The following is a 15,137-nucleotide window of genomic DNA, read 5'->3' as shown; positions in this document are numbered from 1 at the left end:
TTCTGAAAAATGCTTTCCGGCGATGCTAGTCCGGGGAAGAGGGAACGAATAACGAGAGCTGCTCAACCATTGCTGATTTCGTTCAATGGGACCGGCGGCGATCGAGCCATGCTCAGGCAAGGCCCGCATCTCGCAACGGGCGGCTTCAGGTGGCGAAGCGGACGGTGAACAGCATGGTCGCCGGGTCGGGATAGTTTTTGTAATAGACGCCGGTCGACGGGATATAGGTCGAACTTACCGGCTTGTTCGCGCCCAATATATTCCTGGCCGACACGCCGATCTGGAAACGGTCGTCAGGCAGCGTCCAGTTGATCGATCCGTTGACGAAGGTCTGCCCCGGCACCAGATCCTGGGGACGCGCCAGTGCGCTGGTGTAGAAACTGCTCTGATATTGCGCATTGGCCGACAGGCGCAAATGGCTGGCGCTCGTGCCGAGCGGCAGATCATAGGTTGCGCCGCCCGAAAGCGAATATTTGGGCGCGTTGACCAGGGGATTGCCGTCGGCGTTCACGCCGTTGCCGCCCGCGCCCTTATATTCGTCATAGATCGCCTTCAGATAGCCGCCGGACGCCTGGACGCTGAAGCGGCCGGACAGGCGCAGCTCATTTTCCAGCTCTATGCCCCAGCTATGCGCCTTGCCCGCATTGCCCCGGCGGCTGCCGACATAGGCGGGGTCGTAGAAGGATACCTGGAGATCGCGATAATCATTGTAGAAGATGGCGAGGTTGCTGCGCAGCGCCTGACCGAACAGCGTTGCCTTCAGCCCCCCTTCATAGGTGGTCACCTTTTCCGGATTATAGGGCAAGGTGGCAAGGTCCAGCCGGGTCGCGCGATTGTCGAAGCCCCCCGACTTGAAGCCGCGCGACCAGGTCAGATATTGCAGCAGATTGGCGGTCCATTGCGCTTGCAGCGACACTTTCGGGGTGACCGCGCGCCATGTCTTGTCCGCCTCGCCTGCGATCGACTGGGCGATCACATTGCGATTGGCGTCGATCACCTTGTTGTCGAAAACGAAGCGCTTCTTTTCGATGGTGCCGCGAATGCCCGCGGTCAGGCTGAAGATATCCGTGGCCTTCCACGTTCCTTCGCCGAAGAGGGCATAGGCGTCGGTATAGGTGATGTTATGCGCGCGCAGCCTGCTGACAGGCGCCGTGGCGGCGGTGCCGGTACGGCTGAATCCGTCGCGTTCCACGAAAAAGCGCTCATGCAGGTAGAAGAAGCCGCTGGTGAAGCTCAGGGCGCCGAACTCGCCGTTCAACTGAACCTCCTGGCTCAGCGACCTGTCATTATAGTGAATGAGGTTCTTCTGGATCAGCGCGGCCTCGCCATCATTGTCATAATAGACGGGATTGAGGTTGAAGCCGCTCGCGGCGGTGATGGACTTGATCGAGAGAGCGGGCGACAGGGTGTAGATCAGACGCAGCGAACCGCTCCGCGCATCGAGATGCTGAAGCGGCTCGACTTCCGAATAGGACAGGCGGCGGCTGAAGCTGCCGGGCTGGTTGACCGGGACATAGGACCGGGAATCGCTGCGGTCGCGGGTGATGTTGACGGTCAGCAGCGCATCAAGCCCCTCGATGCCGGTGAAGCGCAGCTTGCCGCGCCAGGCATCCAGGTCGATCCGATTGACGTCGTGGCCGAGCGTCGGGTCATAGGTCACGCCGTCGCGCGAACGGTGGATGTAGGAAATGCTGCCGGACAGGGCGTTGCTGACGATCGGGCCGCTGACCAGCGCGCGGGCCTGCACATCGTTGAAGCTGCCATAGCCCGCCTCCGCCGTGACATGCGTGCTATCGTCGGGATCGCGGGTGATGATGCGCAGTGCCCCGGCGCTGGAGTTGCGGCCGTAGAGCGTCCCCTGCGGCCCGCGCAGCAGCTCGACGCGCTCCAGATCGACAAATTCGCTCATCGACCCGATCTGGCGCGGCACATAGACGTCGTCGACATAGACGGCCAGCACCGGTTCCTGGATCGGGTCGCTCTCGCCCACGCCACGCAGCGAGAAGGTCTGGGTCGTGTGGCTGATCGAGGCGCGGGCGACGAACAGATTGGGCACCTGGCCCGCAAGGTCGCGGACATTGCTGATGTTGCGCTCTTCCAGCCGGTCGGGCGTGAAGGCGGAAATGGCGATGGCGGTCTTCTGAAGATCGGTGGCGCGGCGTTCGGCCGTGACGATGATCTCGCCGCCCGCGCTGCTATCGTCGGCGGCAGCGACGGCGGTCTGGGCGAGGGCCGGGCCGGCTGCGGACAAAGCTGCGGTACAAAGCAACAGGCGACGGAAGTTCATTTGAGCCCCTTTTTCGGAATTGGATGGAAGGGGCTTAAAAAGAGAGAGCGATCCGTGACCAACGCGTAATGATCGAGGCTTTATGGATTCTGCAAAACCATTGAGTGGAACTCGATGTTGGGATCGGACGGCAAATATGGCGCCCCCTCCTCCTGTATATCTCTGCGGTGAGAATGAGAGGTTCCGGCAAGATCGAAGCCGATGGGAGCTGAGGATTTTGCACGATGAAGTCGAAATTCACGCGCGAGCAGATCGTGTTTGCATCAGGCGGAGCTGCTCGCTTGCGATGACTTATATGCCATGCTCTCCCCGGTTCCCGGCATGGGCCGAGAGTGCGTTCAGGCGGGAGATCTCGAGCGATGATCGGGACCAATGACCTCATGCTTATCGTGGGGGAACTTTCCCCAAGGGGCGGGGAAACCGCCTCATGCAGAGATGAAAAAACCCAGCAAAAGCTGGGTGGTGACCCCTACGGGAAGTGTTTGTAAAATTAAGTTATTGATATATATTGATAATATTCCAAATTTCATCGCATATACCATCATATAGCCCAACATGCCCTTGGGATTTTGCGATACGGACTGAGCCCAAGTGATGCGAATCGCGGATGTTGCCGACGCCATTGCAGCACTTACGACGAGACGAAACTTCTCAAAATCCGCCTTCACCGTGACGGCTAGCGCGTTCGATCCGGTCCCGCCCATTTAACCTCGATGTAACGAAAACCCTCTGCTGGCGACAGGCCGACGGCGCCGTCTGGTTAATGGGTAACTAGGGCTAAATCATCCATAATGAACTGAATTATCTTCATAAACCTCCTCAAATCGTCGCAAATTGGGTTGATTGATCCGTGCGGTTGTGAAACCTTTTGTAAAGGCGCTGGGGTCTGCGCCTAACAGGGGTGAAGATGGACAGGGGACTGGGAGACGCCTCATGGGGCGTCGATAGCGGCGCGCGCGCACTCGCTACGCTGCTGGCCGTGCATAAAATTGCTGTCGATCCTGAGCAGTTGCGTCATGAATTGGGGCATCATGACGCCCTGACGCCGGATGATGTGTTGCGCTTGGCCAAACGCCAGGATGGTGTTCGGGCGCGCCTAGTTCACGTGAATTTCGATAGACTGGCGCGGCAGCCGTTGCCGGTGATGGCCAATGGGCCTGAGGGCTGGTTCCTGATCGGCCGCGCTTCTGATTCAGAAGTGCTGATCCAGCGTCCTGGTTCCAATGTCGAAAGGCTTGTCCGGGACGAACTGGAGGCGATCTGGTCCGGCGAGATCATCTTGCTGACTACGCGGGAGAGCGTGGGCGGGGCGGCAGGCCGCTTCGATATCCGCTGGTTCATCCCGCAGGTCGTTCGCTACCGCAAGCTGATCGGCGAGGTGCTGCTGATCACGCTGGCACTCAATCTGCTCGGTCTTGCAGCACCGCTCTTCTTTCAGAATGTCATCGACAAGGTACTGGTCCATAACACGCTGGCGACACTCCAGGTCTTGTCGGTCGGCTTTGTCGCGGTATCGCTCTGGGAAGTGGCCTTCGGCTGGTTGCGAACCCGGCTCTATTCGGAAACCAGCCAGAAGCTGGATGTCGAATTGGGCTCCAAGCTCTTCCGCCATATGCTTGGCTTGCCACTCTCCTATTTCGAGGGTCGCCGCGTCGGCGACACGGTAACACGAATCCGCCAGCTTGAATCCATCCGGGAGTTCCTGACCAATGCGTCGCTTTCGGTCCTGATCGATCCTGTCTTCACCATCGTCTTTCTGGTGGCGATGTGGATCTATTCTCCGACCCTCTTCTGGATCGTCGCGGCCACCATTCCGGCCTATGTCGCGGTGTCGCTGCTCGTCACCGGCCCGCTGCGCCATCGGCTCGACGAAAAGTTCGAACGCGGGTCTGCGAACAACGCCCTGCTGGTGGAAAGCGTCTCGGGCATGCAGACCATCAAGGCATCGGCGGTTGAGCCGCAATGGCAGGAAAGATGGGAGCGGCAACTGGCGGGCTACAGTGCTGCCAATCAGCGGGTCATCAACCTGGGCAACACCGGCAGCCAGGCCGTTCAGCTAATTTCCAAGCTCAGTCTGGCGGCGATCCTGTTCTTCGGCGCCCGCGAGGTGATTGCCGGCGCTATGACGGTGGGAGCGCTTGTCGCTTTCAATATGTTTGCCCAGCGCGTTTCCGGCCCCGTGATCCGTATGGCTCAACTCTGGCAGGACTTCCAGCAGGTGCGCCTTTCCATCGATAGGCTGGGCGATGTCCTCAACCAGCCCATTGAGCCGGGCGCAGGCTCCCGCGTCGCCTTGCCGGAGATCAAGGGCATGATCCGCTTCGAGGGCGTCAAATTTCGCTATGGCTTGGATGGACCCTGGACGCTGGAGGATATCGACATCCACCTCCCAGCAGGCGGGACGCTGGGCATTGCCGGGTCGTCAGGATCAGGCAAGTCCACACTTACCAAACTGCTCCAGCGCCTCTACACCCCCGCAGCAGGCAGAATCCTTATCGATGGCGTCGACATCGCCCAGATCGACCCAAGCTGGCTGCGCCGCCAAATCGGCGTGGTTCTCCAGGAGAACCTGCTGTTCAACCGCTCGATCCGTGAGAATATCGCGCTTGCCCATCCCGCCATGCCGCTGGAACAGGTGATGGCGGCGGCACAGCTTGCTGGCGCCCATGAGTTCATCGTCGGTCTGCCCCAGGGCTATGATACGATCATAGAGGAACGGGGTGTCAACCTGTCAGGCGGACAACGCCAGCGTATCGCTATTGCGCGTGCCCTGGTCACACAGCCTCGCATCCTCATCCTTGATGAGGCCACTTCAGCCCTGGACGCGGAAAGCGAGGAGATCATCCAGCGCAACCTGCGCGCTATGGCGCGAGGGCGGACTGTTCTCATCATCGCTCACCGACTGTCGGCCATCCGCCAATGCGACCGGATCATGACGCTGGAGAAGGGACGGATCGTTGAAGTCGGCACCCATGACGAACTGCTGCGTCAGGGTGGTCGCTATGCCAGCCTGCATCGGCGCCAAATGGGCGTGAGCGAGGGCGTGGCATGAGCAGCATCGCGCAACATTGGGATGTGGTCCGCGCCGCATTCGCCGACGAAAAGCGCCGAGCCAAGCACCTTACGAGGGTCGATGATGTTACATTCCTTCCGGCGGCACTCGAAATCATCGAACAGCCTGTATCGCCCACAGCCAGAGCCACCACATGGGTACTGCTCATCGGCCTTGTCCTGACCATCCTTTGGCTGACCTACGGGAAGGTCGATGTGGTGGCCTCGGCGCCGGGGCGCCTGATCCCGGCAGACAATGTGAAGCTGGTCCAGCCTGCGGAGGCGGGGGTTGTCCGGGCCATCCATGTCAGAAACGGCCAGTTCGTGCGCAAGGGCCAGGTACTGGTCGAACTGGATCCGACCGTATCAGCAGCTGAGACCATTCAGGCCGAGGCCGCGCTGCAAACCGCTCTGTTCGATGTCGCTCGGGCCAGGGCGGTACTCTCAGCCCTGGACGGCAAAGGTCTCAACTTCATCCCGCCCCGAGCAACGGCGGCCCAACTGATCGCGACGCAGCGCGCCTTGGCGGCAGCGGAACTGGCTACGATCGAAGCCTCCGCTTCCGGACGGTCGGCTGACCTCCAGGCCGCCAAGGCCGCCCGCTCCGAGGCGTTGGTCCAGGCCGCCAAGCTCACAGAGACGATTCCGCTCCTCGATCAACAGCTTGATGCCTATGAAGGATTGCTGACGAAGGGCTATGCGGCCAAGCTGAAGGTCATCGAGATGCGGCGGCAACGCTTCGCGACCATCCGGGATCGCGAAGCGGCGCTGGAAACCGCGCGGAAGGCCGAGGCGCAATCCTCCAGTGCCTCAAGCACCATGGCGCAGAGCAAAGCCGAAGCGCGTTCCAGGATACTCACAGACCTCGCCAAGGCGGAGGCGGACGCGCGCCTTCGTCAGGAAGAGCTGACCAAGAGCCGGCAGCGCAGCAGCCTCCAGCGTCTCATCGCGCCTGTCGATGGAACGATCACTCAGTTGTCCGTTCATACCATCGGCGGCGTTGTCGAACCGGCCAAGCCGATCATGGTGGTGGTGCCCCAAGGCGGTTCGCTGATCGCCGAGGTCAAGATTCTCAACAAGGATATGGGCTTCGTAAAGGATGGCCAATCGGTCGCGATCAAGCTCGAAGCTTTCCCATTCACCCGATATGGCACGGTGCCGGGATATGTGGAGAGCATCGGATCGGACGCGGTTGAGGATGAAAAGCTCGGTCTCGTCTATCCCGCCCGTATTCGTCTCCATCCCATGGACCGTGGCAGGGCAACAGAGATGCGGCTCACCGCAGGCTTAGCCACTACAGCGGACATCAGGACAGGGCGCCGCAGCATTCTGAGCTATCTCGTAAGTCCTATTAATGAAGCAACCCAGGAAGCTGCACGGGAAAGGTAAACGATTATGATCTGGCCGTGCATCTTTCGGAATGAGGGAAACATTCGATGACAGCCGATCGAAGCGAAACAGGCGTGCCAAAACCTGTGACCGTCAGTCATATTTTCGGCGAGATCGTGTGGTTGCTCGGCCAGTCTGCGCGTCACAGCGATATTTCCGCACGGGACATGAGCTGGCTGATTATGCCGCCCATCCTTCATCGTCAGTTCCATATCTTCCGAGAAGGTGAACGTCCGATTGGTGCCGCTATCTGGGCATTGCTTGATGAAGCAGGGGAGCACAAAGTAATACAAGGCCTGCAGCCGAGTGGAAAAATGCTTGAATATGCAGAGTGGAAGGCTGGCGATCGCCTATGGCTTATCGAACTCATTTCTCCCTTTGCAACGGCCCAGAACCGTCATGTTGAACTGATGATGGCAGATCTTGTGGCAGGACCGTTTAGCGATAAAGATTTTAAAATGCTTAGTAGGCACTACGAGGGCAGAGAGATGAGGGTTGTTTCAGTTCCAGCCAGCACAAAAGATATCCTCAAGCAGCGCATAAAAGAGATCGTGGAAGCCTCGATATGACTATAATTCGGCGCTTATCCTCGGCTGCATGTGTATTTGCCCTTTGCTTCAGCGTTGTCGCGCAAGCGGAGGAGGATTGGACTATAGTTAGTCTGCCCGATCTGAAGCGTGAAGCGAAAAAAGGCGTTAAGCTTGCTCAGCTCGAACTTGGCAAAAGATTTGAGGAAGGGCGACAGGTCGGTCGAGACCTTAAGGCAGCACTCAAATGGTACGCTGAGGCTGGACGCGACGTGCGGACAAGAGAGTATACTTACTCTCCTCCCGTGGGAGATGAGAAGTATGGGCACGTGATAGCATTCGGCAATACTCGGCTGATACCCGGCCTTTCAGAAGCGAAAGCCAGATCAAAATTAATTCAACAGTATTTAGAAAAATAACGTCCGTGATTGCGCAAAAAGCAGCTTGAGCACGAAGGATTATTTATGTTTACCGTTGATCGAAATTCAAAACGTACATTCGACTCTGAAACGGGATCTGAACTATATTGCGATCAGACATTTAGAGACGGGACACGGAATTTCTCGATAGAATGTTCGGATGGGAAGATACAGTTCTCTGCAAGCTCTCAGCAAAAATTTGACGGCGACGGTGGGCGATGCACAATACTTTGGCATGTGAGGCATCCTTTTTATGTATCCGGGGAAGTGAAATCTTATATTGCTACTAAAATCATCGAAGATGCGCTTACGGCTTACAAGCAGCTTAATGGCTTGCCGCAGGACGCACGCGTTGAAATAAAATATGTCAACGAAGGAGAAGCGTAATGGATTATACCAGCGCTCTTCAGGCTTTGACAGAAATGGATAGCCCAACTGTTGAACAATTGCGGCAGCTATTGTCTACTGTTGATGTTTCAGGTCCCCCCGATACGAAGTCAACAATTCTTTATAGCGGTAGGATTGGCGGTGCCAATGGAATCAGTACAGAACAAATTGCAATAAATATTGCGCAGTCAGATAATAAAATTTCTATAATTAACAATACAGATGCAGCGCAACTTCTAATAAATGAAGATTTTCAAGAAAAACTACTTATCGCAGCAACTAATGAGCAAAAGGATTTTAACGATATACTTTTCAATGGATCTTCCGGGTTTTGGGCGGAGACATCAGGTAGATTCGCTAGTTCTGCGTCAGGAAATATCATAGCCATCGGGCCAGAGGCCGATTTTTCAAGGGTATTTGGGCAAGTGGAATTGCCTGCTCTCATGGATAATCCGTCAATTACCTCGATAAATGGCATTCCACGAGATGACGTTATCTCCCGTTATAATTATCATTATATTCAGTCAGGCAGCGAATCTGATGCGATGAGGCTTCTCTTTGAAGATTTATCGAATAAATCTCTTTCGGATGTTGCGAAGGGCATCGAGTTCTCGAAGCTTGATGGTAATAGTATAACGGTTAAGGTATCTTCTGAATTTTTCGTGGAAAATTTGGCGAATGGAGTTGCGGGTTTCGATTCCTCATCCGGATCTCTGCTGGAACCTGTTGAAAATCTTATTGATCCTCTATCTTTTGAAGCGCGGGCGCTGTCCATTGCGTCCACGGGTGGATGGATTCATAACCTTAAAGTCGCTGGGCAGGTTTTGGGGCCTGCGGGAGACATCCTGGAATTGACCGTAGCTGCAGTGGCTATCAAGGCTGCGCTGGATGCGGGCGACCGCCAAGGCGCTGCGCAGATCGCCGCCACTTTCTCAGCGTCATATTTGAGTGGCGCCGCTGGCGCCGCCCTTGCCGCGGAGCTTGCGTCGCCCCTTTTGCTAGGTGGGCCTGTCGGTTGGGCGGCATATGGGCTTGTTGTCATTGGAGCAGGCGTAACTGCATCAGTGGCGGGTGAGAAAACCGTCGCCTGGATGATGAATGGCGGTGGAGGTAATTTCTTCGGCCGTGATGGCCAAGGTCTTTACGTTGATGTCTATCAACGTGGACCGGATGGCCGATTGTATGTAACTCGTGCTCGGCAGCGCGTAGGTTTCGATGAAATCGAAATTGGTACACCGGGGTTGTCCGATCAGGTAGAGATTGTGGTCACGGCACAGCCTGATGGAAGCGTGCGAGGGGCTTATATAAAGCTTCGTGACCCTGTTTCGGGTGAATCACAACTTATTCTGAGTGAGGAACTGCTTGGTGACTTTGAGAATGCTTTCAAGGCCTTCTTGGCTAAGGGCGGCACTCTCGTGGGTGGCGGCGGAGGTTCTGGAGGCGGTGCATGGGGTGGGTCGAATCTCGCACCGGGCGACAGCGTTGCCGATACGCCGTCGGGTGATCTTCCAGCGCTCTCGATCGTTCGCAATGAAGACGGGACGATAACTCTCAACGGAAGATCGGTTCGCGCGATTGCGCCAGATCCTCGGAATCCTAACGGCATTATTATCTCGCCAGTGCAAGGTATAGATGAGTGGGGCCGGGAGGTTTCTTACGATTTGTATTTCAACGGATCCAAGTTGGAGAAAACGGGCGTAACGCGCGTTCGCGACGGCGGGGTTGAAATCCGGTCTGAACCAGGTCAACCTACAACGATTCGTGCCGCGAATCTCCAAGAAGTCGGTGTAGATTTCGTAAATGCATCCAATGTTATCGCTAGCGTTTTCGGTCGTTATCTTGTTGGCGGCAACGTGCTGACACAGACTGTTTCGTCTGCCTTGATCTCAACGCTAAGTACGAATTTTGGTGAAGTTCTGAATACGGTTATTCTCGATGGAGGTAGCCAAACTATATCGAACATTGAGAAGGCGTTTGAAGGGATTGAGCGGGAGTTTCTGGGGAATCTCCAAAGCGCCGGAATTGGCGCTCTCAGCTCTATAATTTCCGCTGAATTGCTGGGTCAGTTGGGTATTGATGGCATTCCGGGACAGCTTGCGGGAAGTGTTGCCAACTATGTTCTTAACATCATTGGAGAAAATATTGCTGCTATAGCAGGCGGCGCTGATATCGGCGTTTTTTCCGGTGTTGGTGGTGAATATTTTGAACTTGGTCTTTATAATATTGCTGGAAGCTTCATCGGAAGCACACTTGCAAACGAAATAGTCAGTTGGGATGAGGTTGGTGAGCAACTAGGGTCATCCATTGGGAGCAGCTTGGGTGCGGCCGTCGGTCAGACGGCTATACCAATTCCCGTCTTGGGCGCTGCCATCGGATCCCTCCTGGGGAATCTACTTGGTGGTCTGATAGGAGGGGTGTTCACTGGGACGCCAAAATCGGGCGCAATTGTCGAGTACGATCCAGCAATTGGTACATTCAAAGTTACCGAAGTATGGAAGGAGGACGGTGGGAAACGCGCAGTTGCACGCCAACTCGGCAATACCGCTTCGGACGCCATGAACGGCATTATTGAGAAAATCGGCGGCACGCTTGTTAATGGCCAGGCCATCGATGCCGGATCCTATGGTATGCGAGGAAAGCGGTACATATACTGGGAAGATGATTATAATACATCTAACCGTATCAAGTTCAAGGAGGCCAGTGACCTCATTGAATATGGGGTAATGAAATCCGCAAAGGAATTTCAATTTTTAGGCGGTGACATTTATTTGAAACGCGCGTTCTATGCAACTATTTCGTCAGGTTATTTAGATAAATCAGCGCTGGATAACATCACCGACCCAGAGGACATTGCGGGAGACGAGACGGTCACTAGCGTCGATTTCGGTCTAGATGTTCTTCTAGGGAATCTGGCAGTTGCGGATCGTCTAAAAACATATTTAGCGGCATCCACGGCTATCAATGCGCTGATGGCGGCCGAACCTAATTCAGCGTTCACCGCTGACTGGCTGCTTTCCATTGCCCGTATATCGGATCTCGGCCTTCTCAAACGAAATGAGCATGATTGGGATGGGGGATTTTCTTACCTGCTCGATCAAGCGGACGTTGATGCGAGGGAAGTAAACTTCCGGTTTGAGGCGATTGCGAGTGACAATCGCAATGGCGAGCGCATCATTTACCTCGGTGACAAAACCCTCGAAGATACAGTCGATACCGGATCAAAGACCGTTATCGAAACAGGAACTGAAAACGATGTTCTAAAAATTGCAGATATCGCGATAATCTCGAATGTCATTCGTTCTGGAGAAGGAGACGATATTGTCATAGGTGGGGATACAGGTGATGATATTTTTGGAGAAGACGGAAACGATCTTCTGATAGGCGGCAAACTAGATGACTGGATTTTCGGCGGCAATGGTAACGATGTCCTTGATGCAGGTGGTGGAAACGGAAATGTCCTTTCTGGCGGAGACGGAAACGATAGAATTCAGGGAGCTGATTGGGACGATGCGAAAACTCGTGAAGATGGCTCGGATTGGCTTTACGGCGGACGCGGTGATGATTGGATAGTTGGCCAAGGTGGAAATGACTTCTTAGAAGGCGGTCAAGGGGCGGACTTTGTTGATGGCGGAAAGGGTAGTGATACCCTTATCTTTCGCCGAGGTGATGGTATAGATCGTGTCGTTGATACCGGATTAGATTTGGGCGACATTGACGTCATTCAGTTCGGCGATGGGATAGTTCCGACTGACGTTGGGGTGATCGCAAGTTCCTCCAGCATCGACATGTCAATGCTTCTGGGTGCAGGTGGTGATCGCGTCGATCTCCGGGGCGCGGCGTTAACATCGCGCGCAGGCATCGAATTTTTCGACTTCGGCTCCACGATCTGGTCGCGCGGCCAGATGACTGCCCAGGCGGTCTTTGCCAAAAATGCTGGGAGCATCGTTTCCGGGTCAGGCGCGGCTGAGATTGTTAACGGTACGCGCTATGACGACACCCTATCGGGTGGCGCGGGTGATACGCTCAAGGGCGGGTATGGCTCGGACGGTTACCAATTCGCGCTAGGTGACGGCGAGGTCACGATTGACGAAAGCGGCTTCGTTTCCGACCTCGATGTGGTGATCTTTGGTTCTGGGATTTCCGTTGCCGATATATCGGTGGCCATCAATCCGGCTTCTCCGCAGGATTTGCTTGTCCATGTGGGGAACGCCGGCGACCGGTTGATCCTGAAGCACCAGCTTCTTGACTCAGGTGAAGGCTCTCTTGAAGAATTCCGCTTCGCCGATGGCACCAGCCTGACCCTGCGTGATCTCTATGGGATGGCGCTTGGCGGGGGCTTCACGGCCGGTGCCGACACCAAGATCGGCCTGGATCAACCGGATCGCTTCCTGGCCGGAAATGGCGATGACCGACTGACAGGCGGCTTGGGCAATGACAATCTCGAAGGCGGCAACGGCGCCGATACCTATGTATATCGGATCGGCGATGGCTTCGATCGTATCTGGGATCAGACCACTGATGCCTGGAACGGATTTCTAGGCGGCAATACGCTTGAACTCGGAGCCGGGATCACAACCTCGAACATCACGATCGAGCGGGATCCTTCCGACAGCAATAATGTTCGGATTGGAATTGCTGGACAAGTCGGCTCGATTCTCGTCGACGGCCAGTTCGATGTCGCGACTTATGGGGGCAATACTTACTGGGGCATAACCACCATCGCTTTTGCGGATGGTACGGTATGGAATCGCACCACGATCGATAGCTTCCTTGTCCAATCGGGACTCTCGCAGCGTAACGATATCGTCATAGGAACGCGCGCCGATGAGACTATCAACGGCGGAGCCGGCAATGATCGGCTATGGGGTAATGAAGGCGACGATACTGTCATTGGCGGACAGGGTGACGACACTCTGGAAGCGGGCAGCGGCGCGGATACCTATGTCTACAATCTCGGCGATGGCTTCGACCGTATCTGGGACCAGACCACCGATGCCTGGAACGGATTTTTGGGCGCGAACACGCTTCAACTGGGCGCAGGTATAACAGCCGCTGACACCATTCTGGAACGTGACCAGGCCGACACGAACAATCTGCGCATCCGCTTTGCCAATGGTGCTGGATCCATCCTTGTCGATAACCAATATGAAGTGGCTCGATACGGCGGCAATACATATTGGGGTATTACCAACATCGCCTTCGCCGATGGCACCACATGGGACCGCGCCCAGATTGAGGCGCGGCTGAGACAGGCTAGCATATCGTCCCTCAACGATGTTGTCTATGGAACCCGGTTTGATGAGGTTCTGGACGGCGGCAGCGGCAATGATCGGATTTATGCCGACGAAGGGGCTGATACCATAATTGGTGGATTAGGTGACGACATTCTCGAAGCGGGCATTGGTGCGGATACCTATGTCTACAACCTCGGCGATGGGTTTGACCGCATCTGGGATCAGACGACCGATGCCTGGAACGGTTGGCTTGGCGGCAATACGCTTCAACTGGGCGCGGGCATTACCGCGGCGGATATTATTCTGGAACGTGACCAGGCCGATACGAACAACCTTCGCATCCGCTTTGGCAATGGCGCCGGAGCCATCCTTGTCGATAATCAGTATGAAGTGGCCCGCTATGGCGGCAACACCTATTGGGGTATCACCAACATCGCCTTCGCCGATGGCACCACATGGGATCGGAACCAGATCGAGGCTCAACTTCTGACGTCGAGCCAGTCAGCCCAAAATGATGTTATTTACGGCACGAGATTTGCCGAAACCATTGACGGTGGGGCTGGGAACGACACCATCTTTGCCGGTGAAGGCGATGACGTAATCAGGGGCGGCACCGGCGATGATGTTCTCCAGGGAAGCTACGGACAGGACACCTATATCTATAATATCGGTGACGGCGACGACGTTATCATCGATGCCAGGACGGACGCCTATAACAACTGGTTTGGATCAAATACCCTCAAATTTGGTGCGGGCATTTCCAGTTCCGACCTGATCCTGGAAAAGGATTTCGCCGACAACACAAATCTGGTGATCCGCTTTACGAATGCGACCGGGTCGATCACGGTCGATGACCAGACGAGAGCTTATTGGGACGCCAGTTGGGGCATTGATACATTCGAATTCGCAGATGGTTCGACCTGGGATCGCGCTACGATCACCGCTGCCATCACACAAAGCAGCACGGTGCTCACCGGTACAAATAATGGCGACGAGTTGACCGGTTCGGCCTCATCCGAGACTATTCGCGGTCTTGCCGGAAACGATGTTCTAGCTGGCGGGGGCGGTTCTGACCGGCTTGAGGGAGGGGATGGAAATGACACCTACCTCTTCAACCTTGGCGACGGCTCGGACCTCATCGTCGACAGTTCAGGCGTTGACACCGTTCGCTTCGGGGCCGGAATCACCACGAGCAGCGTGATTCTCAGCCAGGTCAAATATGACGGCGATGATGATGGCGTTTTCATCACCATAGCTGGAACGAGCGACCGGCTGCGCATTTACGGCCAGAATGGCGGCAATCGTATCGAGAGATTTGAGTTTGCCGATGGCACGATATGGACCGACACCGACTTGCGGACGCATCTGTTCGCGCAGGTTTTGACAGCCGGTGATGATGTCGTGCGCGGAACCGGCTTCGGCGACACATTGCTCGGTGGCGCCGGCGATGATCAGATACAGGGCGTCGATGGTGACGATATCATTGGAGGCGGCGCTGGGAGCGACCGGCTGGAAGGCGGCAACGGCAACGACGTCTATCTTTTCAACATGGGTGACGGTTTCGATGTGCTCGTCGAATCCGGCGGGAACGATACTGTCCGTTTTGGCGCTGGAATTGTGGCGACCGACCTCGTCCTGACCCAGGTCAATCAGGACGGAGACAACGACGGCGTTTTCATCACGGTTGCCGGTACTAACAACCGCCTACACATCGTTGGCCAAAATACGGGCAATTATGGGATCGAGCGGTTCGAATTTGCCGATGGCACGGTCTGGACCGATGTCGACTTCCGCGCACAGCTTTTCGCTCAACTCCAGACAGCAGGCGACGACGTCATCCGAG

7 protein-coding genes are annotated in these 15,137 nt (G+C 55.7%); 5 read left to right on the top strand and 2 right to left on the bottom strand.

Translation table 11 applies throughout. The features are described from left to right. Positions 1-145: 145 nt before the first annotated feature. Together MJ601_RS18100 and MJ601_RS18095 are read right to left on the bottom strand one after the other, a co-directional pair. A complete protein-coding gene (locus tag MJ601_RS18100; protein ID WP_242129005.1) occupies positions 146-2,287 on the bottom strand; it encodes a TonB-dependent receptor in 2,142 nt (713 codons plus the stop codon). A gap of 425 nt (positions 2,288-2,712) precedes the next feature. Then, complete coding sequence (locus MJ601_RS18095) at positions 2,713-2,991, bottom strand: hypothetical protein (RefSeq protein WP_242129003.1); 279 nt, start codon at positions 2,989-2,991, stop codon at positions 2,713-2,715. Between the two features lie 203 nt (positions 2,992-3,194). Between MJ601_RS18095 and MJ601_RS18090 the strand changes: the two genes are divergently transcribed. From MJ601_RS18090 to MJ601_RS18070, 5 genes are all read left to right on the top strand, one after another. After that, a complete protein-coding gene (locus MJ601_RS18090; protein WP_242129001.1) occupies positions 3,195-5,339 on the top strand; it encodes a type I secretion system permease/ATPase in 2,145 nt (714 codons plus the stop codon). Then, positions 5,336-6,727, top strand: coding sequence for an HlyD family type I secretion periplasmic adaptor subunit (locus tag MJ601_RS18085; protein WP_242128999.1), 1,392 nt, complete (start codon positions 5,336-5,338; stop codon positions 6,725-6,727). The genes MJ601_RS18090 and MJ601_RS18085 overlap by 4 nt, the downstream gene beginning before the upstream one ends. Before the next feature lie 47 nt (positions 6,728-6,774). Further along, positions 6,775-7,296 carry a toxin-activating lysine-acyltransferase gene (locus tag MJ601_RS18080; protein WP_242128997.1) on the top strand — a complete coding sequence of 174 codons (522 nt, stop codon included), beginning with the start codon at positions 6,775-6,777 and terminating at the stop codon, positions 7,294-7,296. 422 nt (positions 7,297-7,718) lie between these two features. After that, the gene (locus MJ601_RS18075; protein WP_242128995.1) at positions 7,719-8,060 is read left to right on the top strand and encodes a hypothetical protein; all 342 of its coding nucleotides are present in this window, start codon (positions 7,719-7,721) and stop codon (positions 8,058-8,060) included. Then, positions 8,060-15,137: calcium-binding protein (locus MJ601_RS18070; protein WP_281061362.1), on the top strand; the 7,078-nt coding region annotated here is incomplete at its 3' end. The genes MJ601_RS18075 and MJ601_RS18070, both read left to right, overlap by 1 nt.

This window comes from Sphingobium trunci (genome assembly GCF_022664535.1).
Lineage (GTDB): Bacteria > Pseudomonadota > Alphaproteobacteria > Sphingomonadales > Sphingomonadaceae > Sphingobium.
The sequence above is the reverse complement of the archived record's forward strand: the minus strand, read 5'-3'. Positions and strand labels throughout refer to the sequence as shown.

Coding starts and splice junctions, on each gene's coding strand:
- MJ601_RS18100 (WP_242129005.1), bottom strand. CDS start 2,287: ATGAACTTCCGTCGCCTGTTGCTTTGTACCGCAGCTTTGTCCGCAGCC.
- MJ601_RS18095 (WP_242129003.1), bottom strand. CDS start 2,991: ATGGGCGGGACCGGATCGAACGCGCTAGCCGTCACGGTGAAGGCGGAT.
- MJ601_RS18090 (WP_242129001.1), top strand. CDS start 3,195: ATGGACAGGGGACTGGGAGACGCCTCATGGGGCGTCGATAGCGGCGCG.
- MJ601_RS18085 (WP_242128999.1), top strand. CDS start 5,336: ATGAGCAGCATCGCGCAACATTGGGATGTGGTCCGCGCCGCATTCGCC.
- MJ601_RS18080 (WP_242128997.1), top strand. CDS start 6,775: ATGACAGCCGATCGAAGCGAAACAGGCGTGCCAAAACCTGTGACCGTC.
- MJ601_RS18075 (WP_242128995.1), top strand. CDS start 7,719: ATGTTTACCGTTGATCGAAATTCAAAACGTACATTCGACTCTGAAACG.